The 5,383-nt window shown below is 70.1% G+C and carries 5 protein-coding genes; 2 read left to right on the top strand and 3 right to left on the bottom strand.

The window, feature by feature from the left end; all coding sequences use genetic code 11:
* Together WA805_RS25785 and WA805_RS25780 are read right to left on the bottom strand one after the other, a co-directional pair.
* On the bottom strand, positions 1-641 hold a 641-nt coding region (locus WA805_RS25785), incomplete at its 3' end, for a helix-turn-helix domain-containing protein (RefSeq protein ID WP_425243640.1).
* Between the two features lie 195 nt (positions 642-836).
* Positions 837-1,979, bottom strand: a complete 1,143-nt coding sequence (locus WA805_RS25780; RefSeq protein ID WP_425243641.1) for a 5-(carboxyamino)imidazole ribonucleotide synthase — start codon at positions 1,977-1,979, stop codon at positions 837-839.
* A gap of 292 nt (positions 1,980-2,271) precedes the next feature.
* Between WA805_RS25780 and WA805_RS25775 the strand changes: the two genes are divergently transcribed.
* Positions 2,272-3,705: a purine-cytosine permease family protein gene (locus WA805_RS25775; protein WP_425243639.1), complete on the top strand. Its 1,434-nt coding sequence runs from the start codon at positions 2,272-2,274 to the stop codon at positions 3,703-3,705.
* An 85-nt stretch (positions 3,706-3,790) separates the two neighbouring features.
* Positions 3,791-4,564 (top strand): GtrA family protein, encoded by a 774-nt coding sequence (locus WA805_RS25770; protein WP_425243638.1) that lies wholly within the window; start codon positions 3,791-3,793, stop codon positions 4,562-4,564.
* Positions 4,565-4,604: 40 nt separating this feature from the next.
* Here the strand turns inward: WA805_RS25770 and WA805_RS25765 are convergent.
* A partial coding sequence (locus WA805_RS25765; protein WP_425243637.1) for a sensor histidine kinase occupies positions 4,605-5,383 on the bottom strand: 779 nt, incomplete at its 5' end.

The following is a 5,383-nucleotide window of genomic DNA, read 5'->3' as shown; positions in this document are numbered from 1 at the left end:
GTATGGCGCCGGCCCCGCGCGGGCGGCGGGACAGGCGTCCAGCTGCCGGGCAGGTCACCGCGCCGCACCGGGGGCCCGGCTGGCTCGGGCGGGATGACCGGCAGGTCATCGACCGTGGGTGCGGGGTCTTCTGTCACAACCGGGAGGTCGAAGACCGTGATGGCGGGGTCCGCGCTCACCGCCGGGAGATCGGCGGACGTGACGTCCGGGTCCGCGGGGCCCGACGGGCCCGACGGGCTCGACGGGCCCGCGGTATGCACGGCCGGGAGCCGGAGATCGGCTACCGTGGCGTCTGATGCGCCTGCGGAGCCCGCGGCCGCGACCGGGACCTCGGCGGCCGTGACGGCAGGACCGGACGGGGGCACCGGGTGCGCGACCCTGGCGACGTGCGCGAACGTGTCGCCCGAGGTGTCGGTGCGGGCCTGGTCGTATTCGCGGATCAGCGGCCGGGCGTCGATGCCGACGGCACTGGCGAGCGCGCGAACGTATCCGCGCACGAAGACGTCGCCGCCGCAGGCGTCGTAGTCATCCTGTTCGATGCACCGGATGACCGTTCCCCTGATCTTGGTGCGCTCGCTGAGCTCGTCCACGGAAAGACCGGCTCGCGACCGCGCCTCGGCTAGCGCTTCGCCAACGCTCACGAAGTCTCCACGACCCATCTAGCTTGATCATTTCGTGACAGGTTAGCCGCCGGTGACCTTGGGCCTAGCCCGATCGCAGGTTTGCCCGCGTTCGCCCTTCTTAACCCAGCTGCCCAGAATCGCCTCATGACCTTGTAAGAAAGCGTGCGCATGGGGAGCTTTTGTTACACAATCACGGGCGCGGGCGCCGCGGGGCTAGTCGCCGTCTTCGGTGCCCCAGCGCAGGTAGCTCGCCGCGCGGCGGGCCCTGCCCCGCACCTCGCTGAGGTCGCCGGCGGAGTCGCCGACGATCGTGACGTGCCCGATCTTGCGGCCGGGCCGGACCTCTTTGCCGTAGAAGTGCACCTTGACCGCCGGATCCGCCGCCATCACGTGGATGTACCGGTCGTAGATGTCCGGGTCGGTGCCGCCGAGCAAGTTCGCCATCACGGTGAACGGACCTGACAGGGCGCAGGACCCGAGCGGCAGATCGAGGACCGCCCGCAGGTGCTGCTCGAACTGCGACGTCCGCGCGCCGTCGATCGTCCAGTGCCCGCTGTTGTGCGGCCGCATCGCCAGCTCGTTGACGAGCAGTCCGCCTGCCGCCGTCTCGAACAGCTCGACGGCCAGCAGCCCGGTCACGTCGAGCGAGGACGCGATCCGCAGCGCCAGCGCCTGCGCCGCGGCGGCCACCTCCGGGTCGAGCCCAGGCGCGGGGGCGATGACCTCCCGGCAGATGCCGTCCACCTGGACGGTCTGCACAACGGGGTACGCCGCGCCCTGGCCGGACGGGGACCTGGCGACCAGCGCCGCCAGCTCCCGGCGGAACGGGACGAACTCCTCCGCGAGCAGCGCGATGCCGTGCGCCACGACCTCGGCCGCCGCCGCGGGAGACGCGCAGACCCAGACGCCCTTGCCGTCGTACCCGCCGCTCACCGCCTTGAGCACCACCGGCCACGAGCCCGCGGCGAACTCCTCGACGTCCGCGACGGAAGAGACCGCCGCGTACCGCGGGCACGGCACGCCGCGCGACGTCAGCGCGCCGCGCATCGCCAGCTTGTCCTGGGTGTACCGCAGCGCGGCCGAACCCGGCCTGACCAGCACGCCGGCCGACTCCAGCTCCGCCAGGACGCGGCCGGGCACGTGCTCGTGGTCGAAGGTCACGACGTCGCACCGGCCGGCGAACGCCGACACATCCTGCAGCGAAAGATGCGATCCGACGGTCACGTCGGGCGTCACCAGCGCGGCGCTGTCAGCCGGCGCCTCGGCGAGCACACGGAACGTCACGCCGAGCCCGATCGCGGCCTGCGCGGTCATCCGCGCGAGCTGTCCGCCGCCGATCATGCCGACGACCGGCATCCCGCTGCCGGCCTGCCGCGGGATCGGCCCGGCGGGCGCAGCCTCTGGCGCCGCCGACGAGGCCGGCGAAGAGGCAGATGACGAGGCAGAAGGCACCGGTGTAGCCTACGCGGAACCGCCGAATCCTGGGTACAACGTACATACAGGATTCGCCCGCCAGCCACGCCAACGACGGCACCCTCTAGCGAACACAAGCCACTTAACGCCATCATGGCCAACGAAGGCCCCTAAAGCCTCAGGGCTTCTGATTTCACCGCATAAGCGCGAGCTGTGCCAGCTACAGGGAGTACCGATGACCACGGTCAGCGACCCGGAAGTCGAAGTTAGAGAGGGAACGTACGGCGATAAGGTCATCGCCGTCGAGCCAGGGGGAGCGGAGTTCATTCCGCTGAACGAGCGCCACGGGCGCCCGCTGCAGCTTTTCTGGACCTGGACCTCGCCGAACATGGAGTTCGCGACCGTCTTCGTCGGCTTCATCGGCGTGGTCTTCTTCGGCCTCAGCTTCTGGGCGACGTTCCTCGCGATCTTGATCGGCACCACGCTCGGCTCCATTACCCAGGGCATCCTGTCCACCAGCGGCCCGACGTACGGCGTGCCGCAGATGGTGCTGAGCCGCCGCGGGTTCGGCTTCTGGGGCAACATCATGCCCGCCGGAATCAACGCCCTCGTCGCCGGCATCGGATGGTTCGCGGTGAACAGCGTGAGCGGCGCGCTCGCGCTCAACGCGCTGACCCACATGCCCAAGGTGCTGTGCCTGCTGATCGTGGTCATAGTCCAACTCGCGGTGGCCTTCCTCGGGTACAACCTGATCCACGTCTTCGAGCGGTACGCCTTCCCGGTCCTCGTGATCATCTTCGTGATCGCCTCCGCCGTGACGCTGGGGAAGGCGCACCCCGGCGCGGTGCACCACACGATTCCCGGCGCGTTCCTGATCGAGCTGGGAGCGACGTTCGGCTACGCGGTGGGCTGGAACCCCTACGCGTCGGACTACACCCGCTACTTCAAGCCGGACACGAACAAGCGGGCGATCGCGTTCTGGGCCTTCCTCGGCCTGCTGCTGTCCTGCGTGCTGCTGGAGACCGTCGGCGCGGCGGCCGGGACGATCGAAAAGGTCGCGACCAACGCGAACCCGACGGCCGGCTGGACCGGCATCTTCCCCACCTGGCTCGGTGACCTGACGCTCATCGCCATCGTCATCGGCGGCATCGCCGCCAACGCGATCAACATCTACTCCGGGGCGATCTCGTTCAACGCGCTCGGCTTCAAGCTGCCGTTCGCGGCTAGGCGGGCGATCGTCGCGCTCGGCCTCGGCACGATCGGGTTCTTCTTCGGCTGGGCCGGCCTCGGGAACGCGGGCCAGAACTACAACAACTTCCTGCTGATCATCGCCTACTGGATCTCGCCCTGGCTGGCGGTCATGTTCTGCGACATGTACCTGCGCCGCAACCAGGACCGGACGCAAATCGAGCACCTGCTCTTCAACAGGAAGTACACCAACTGGGCGGGCCCGGTGGCGATGGCGGTCGGCGTCGGCGTGTCCATCTGGCTGTTCTCCAACCAGACCAAGTACGTCGGTATCGTCCCTTCGCACTTCCCCTCCACCGGCGACCTGACCTTCGAGGCCGGGTTCGTGCTCACCACCGTGATCTACCTCACGTGGCGGCTGGTCGCGGACCGCCGCACCCGCTCGGTGGCAGCGGTTCCGGCCCCTGCGCATCAGGCGTAACGGAACGTTCATCGCCATTCCTCGCATCGAGGCTAAAAGGGTCGACTACGTTAGATGCGCAGCATGACGAAAGGGGACCGCGCGCATGGGCCGACCACTTGCCGACCTGCACGACCATGTCCGGCAGCACGGTCCGGAACTCGTCAAGTTCGGCATAGTCGGCGGCCTCGGCACCATCATTGACCTGGGCGGCGCGGCGGTGCTGCACAGCGTCTATCACGTGGGACCGCTTGAGTCCAAGGCGCTCTCCATCACCGCCGCGACTATCTTCACCTACCTCGGCAGCCGGTTCTGGACCTTCAGGCACCGGGACAACCAGCCGGTACACCGCGAGGCGCTGCTGTTCGTCGCGCTGAACGTGGTCGGCTTGATCCTCGCCGAGCTGGTGATCGCGGGCATCACCTACGGGCTCGGCCTCAAGGGCCCGCTCGCCTACAACGCGGCCAGCTTCATCGGCACCGGCCTCGGCACCGTCTTCCGCTGGTACGCGTACCGCAAATGGATCTTCCTCGCCCCCGCGCAGCAGCCGCACCCGCAGTCCCAGGCAGCGTTCGCGGCGGGCGCTGGCGCCGCCAGGGCCGCCGACCAGGACTTCCCGCACTACGCGCCCTGGGAGCTGGATCCTGCGTACCTGGACCCGGGCTACTCCGGACGGCCGGGCGGGCACCCCCGTCCGGTGCTACTGCACAATCAAAACCCGGTCATTCCGAACGGGCGCGTAGTGGCTCCCCTGCTCACCGCTCCTGTCCCGGCGGGCTATTCCGTCCGCCCGGCCCCTGCCGGACCCGTCCCAGCCGTCCCGGCCGGGTCGAGGGCCCCGAGCGCCCCGCGCGCCCCGGGCCGGCACCGCAAGCGCTAAGCCGCTATGCCGCTACGTCCGGCTAGGCCGCTACGTCCGGCTAGGCCGGGCCGGCGCGGGTCTTGCCGCGATCCCGGTCGCCTGGCGGGTTCGTGGGCAGGAACACCACGAACACCGGGGGCTTGCGGCGGGCGAGTACGATCCGGCCGCCGTCCGCGGCGGCCATGGTGCGGGCCAGCGCCAGGCCGAGGCCGGTGCCCTCAGGCCGGCCGCTGACGCTGCGCTCGAAGATGCGGGACACGAGCTCCGCGGGCACCCCTTCGCCCTCGTCCTCGACCTCGATCACCACCGAACGCTCCGCTTGCGTCCGCCGGATCGTCACCGTGCCCTTGCCGTGCATGAGGGCGTTGTCCAGCAGCGTCGCGATCACCTGGGCCAGCCCGCCGGGAGTCACCCACGCCTGCAGCCGCGACTCGCCGACGAGGACGATCTTGCGGCCCGCCCGGCGGAACGCCGGCGCCCACTCCGTGATCTGCTGCAGCACGATCTTGTCCACGCTGATGAGCGCCGCGGAGCCGGCGGCCCGGCGCCCCGGGCTGAGCAGCTGGGTGACGACTTCGGCGAGGCGCTCGGCCTGGTGGAGCGCGGCGGTGCCCTCTTCCCTGACGACCTCCGGCTCGTCGGCCGACGCGATCATCTCCTCGAGGCGCATGGACAGCGCGGTCAGCGGCGTGCGCAGCTGATGCGAGGCGTCGATCGCCAGCTCGCGGTCGGCGGTCAGCAGGCTGGTGACCCGGCGGGCCGCGCTGTCCAGGCCGTCGGCCACCTGGTCGAGTTCGGCCACGCCGTACCGGCGGCCCACCGGGCGCGGGTCACCGG

Origin of the sequence: Trebonia sp., from assembly GCF_049794275.1 — a bacterium.
Lineage (GTDB): Bacteria > Actinomycetota > Actinomycetes > Streptosporangiales > Streptosporangiaceae > Trebonia.
This window is presented reverse-complemented; position numbering and strand designations above follow the sequence as displayed.